The sequence below is a fragment of the Priestia sp. P5_B4 genome, assembly GCF_056400385.1.
This window is the reverse complement of record NZ_JBFULJ010000450.1, coordinates 1-3095: the sequence shown is the minus strand read 5'-3', so window position 1 is coordinate 3095 and position 3095 is coordinate 1. Positions and strand designations below refer to the sequence as shown.

Sequence of the window (3095 nt, the reverse complement as noted above, 5' to 3'; positions counted from 1 at the left end):
AAATAATAAGCGATGAATTTATTGCTTGTTTTAAGGGAGCTAAGTGCCTCGTTGTTCTATGCGAACAAGATATTGCAAAAGCTTTAGGACAAGCACTAGCTAAACAGAGGAAAGAGTTAGAAATTATTTGTTTAGATCAAATTGATTTTACACACGGAGATTACATCGATCTAGGGTTACCAGTAGCCGGAGAAGCGATCTCCGTTTCCGTTAAAACGCTCGCTTTTTCATCATAATCAGCTGAACACACAAGGAGGAAACGATGTTTAAAACTACACGAATGTTAGGAGAAACATTTTCATTTTATAGCTTAAAAGAAATCATGGCCAAAGCAAACGAAGAGCGTTCTGGAGATCAGCTCGCAGGAGTTAGCGCTGAGTCAATGAAAGAACGAATGGCAGCAAAGCAAGTTCTAGCTGATATCACACTTGCTGATATTCGAAATTACCCGCTGCTCAGCGCAGATGAAGACAACGTCTCGGCATTAATCGAAAGTCAGATTGATTCATCTGTTTACGACATTATTAAAAATTGGAAAGTAGGGGATTTAAGAGAATACATTTTATCCGATCAGCATAGCGGAGAAGACCTTCTTGCACTTAGCAAAGGATTAAGCAGCGAAATGATTGCGGCAGCTACTAAAATTATGTCCAATTTAGATTTAATTCAAGGAGCTGCCAAGATAGAAGTGCAAACTACTTGTCAAACGACTATCGGCCAAAAAGGAGTATTGGCTTCTCGGGCCCAGCCTAATCATCCTTCAGATAACTTAAAGGGAATGAGAGCATCTCTATACGAAGCGTTAAGCTATGGAATTGGAGATGCGGTTATCGGAATTAACCCTGTTATTGATACAACGGATAATATTTACGCGCTTTTAAATGAAACAAAAAATATAATCAACGAATGGTCAATTCCTACTCAAAACTGTGTATTATCACACGTAACGAGTCAAATGAGAGCAATTGAAAAAGGAGCATCAGCAGACTTGATTTTTCAAAGTTTAGCAGGTACAGAAGCTGGTAATGATTCATTTGGAATTTCACTGTCTATGCTTGATGAAGCGACAACGCTAATTCATGAAAAAGGAACGGCAAAAGGTCCAAACCGCTGGTATTTTGAAACAGGACAAGGTTCTGAACTGTCAGCAGAAGCTCACCATAACATTGATCAAGTAACGCTCGAAGCTAGATGCTACGGCTTAGCTCGTCACTACAAGCCTTTCTTAGTTAATACAGTTGTTGGATTTATTGGACCTGAATACTTATATAACAGCAAACAAGTTCTACGAGCTGGGTTAGAAGATCATTTCATGGGTAAAATGCACGGCCTGCCTATGGGAGTAGACGTATGTTACACCAACCACATGGATGCTGATCAAAATGATATGGATAATTTAAGTATGCTTCTGGGAACAGCTGGAGTGAACTTTGTCATAGGAGTGCCCATGGCTGATGACTGCATGCTAAACTACCAGTCTCTTAGTTATCATGACATTGCAACAGTACGTAATGTGTTAGGCCGTACCCCAACGCCGTTATTTCAAAAGTGGCTTGAAGATCAGCGTATTATGGACAACGGGCGCTTTACATCTAGAGCCGGAGACCCAACTATTTTTATGAATTTGATTTAAGGAAGGTGCTTACTATGATACCAAAGTCAAATCGCGATCAGCTTGAAACACTTAAACAATTTACCCCTGCCCGCATAGGTGTCGGCCGTACAGGAACAAGGCCGCTAACAAAAGACGTTTTATCTTTTCGCACGGATCATGCTGCAGCCGTAGACTCTGTATATGGAGTAGTTTCAGAAGATATTTTAGCCGAGTTTAACCTTTTCTCTGTGAATACACGCGTGGAGTCAAAAGAACATTATTTAAAACGGCCGGATCAAGGAAGGTTATTAGCAGATAACGCTAAGAAAGAAATTTTCAAAAACTGCGTGCGGCAGCCTGATGTACAAGTAGTAGTCTCAGATGGACTGAGCGCCAAGGCAATCGAAGAAAACATAAGCGACGTGTATCCAGCTTTAATTGACTCCCTGCAGTCATATGGACTTCATATCGGGACTTCATTTTTTGTAAAAGGGGGACGGGTTGCGTGTATGGATGAAGTTGGCGAGATCATAAAACCAAAAGCACTTGTGCTATTGATTGGAGAGCGACCTGGACTGGTCAGTGCTGAATCCATGAGTGCTTACATGTGCTATGAACCTAGCAAAGGCAAAAAAGAGTCTGATCGTATGGTTATTTCTAATATTCATAAAAGAGGGACGCCTCCTATTGAGGCATCCGCACATATCGGTACCATGATTGACAAAATGATTAAGCAGCAAACAAGCGGTGTACATCTTATTGTCTAAACATCAAAAGGAGGAGAACGTATGACGTTACAAAAACAATTGAAACCTATTCATTTATGGGCTATTTCAGTGGGCATGGTTATTTCAGGACAATACTTTGGGTGGAATTACGGGTTTGAACAAGGCGGGATTATTGGGCTTGCAATTGCAACCTTAATTGTAACTGTGTTTTACACAACGTTTATGTTTAGTTATGCAGAGCTTTCAACATCTATCCCGCAAGCCGGTGGACCTTCAGCTTATGCAAGAAGAGCACTTGGACCTTTTGGGGGATATATCGCAGGAATTGCCTGCTTGCTTGAATTTATTTTTGCTCCTCCTGCTATTGCAGTGTCAACAGGAGCATACCTGCATTTTCTCATTCCAGCCGTTAACCCTGTATATGCAACGGTAGGTGCCTTTATTTTCTTTGTTTTATTAAATTTAATCGGGGTAAAAGAAGTAGCGGTGATTGAGCTTACAGCTACCATTGTTGCACTAATTGGTTTATCTATTTTTTATGTAGCTGGTTTGCCTCATGTACAAACATCAAATATTTTTAATGATCATTCATTTATTAACGGGCCAACAGGGGTACTAGCAGCTATTCCATTCGCTGTTTGGTTCTATCTGGCAATAGAAGGTGGAGCAATGGCAGCGGAAGAAGTGGAAAATCCTAAGAAAAACATTCCTAAAGGATTTATTGGAGCGATTATTACTCTAGCAACCGCAACGTTGTTTACACTATTTGTAAC

4 protein-coding genes are annotated in these 3095 nt (G+C 40.5%); all 4 read left to right on the top strand.

The annotated features are described in order from the left end of the window. Window positions 1-236: ethanolamine ammonia-lyase reactivating factor EutA (locus AC1DRF_RS21110; RefSeq protein ID WP_477741609.1), on the top strand; the 236-nt coding region annotated here is incomplete at its 5' end. Window positions 237-262: 26 nt separating this feature from the next. Further along, window positions 263-1633 carry an ethanolamine ammonia-lyase subunit EutB gene (locus tag AC1DRF_RS21105; protein WP_477741608.1) on the top strand — a complete coding sequence of 457 codons (1371 nt, stop codon included), beginning with the start codon at window positions 263-265 and terminating at the stop codon, window positions 1631-1633. A gap of 14 nt (window positions 1634-1647) precedes the next feature. Beyond that, window positions 1648-2361, top strand: a complete 714-nt coding sequence (gene eutC / locus AC1DRF_RS21100; RefSeq protein ID WP_477741607.1) for an ethanolamine ammonia-lyase subunit EutC — start codon at window positions 1648-1650, stop codon at window positions 2359-2361. A gap of 21 nt (window positions 2362-2382) precedes the next feature. After that, the coding region (locus tag AC1DRF_RS21095) for an amino acid permease (protein ID WP_477741606.1) at window positions 2383-3095 on the top strand (713 nt) is incomplete at its 3' end.

Coding starts and splice junctions, on each gene's coding strand:
- eutC (WP_477741607.1), top strand. CDS start 1,648: ATGATACCAAAGTCAAATCGCGATCAGCTTGAAACACTTAAACAATTT.
- AC1DRF_RS21105 (WP_477741608.1), top strand. CDS start 263: ATGTTTAAAACTACACGAATGTTAGGAGAAACATTTTCATTTTATAGC.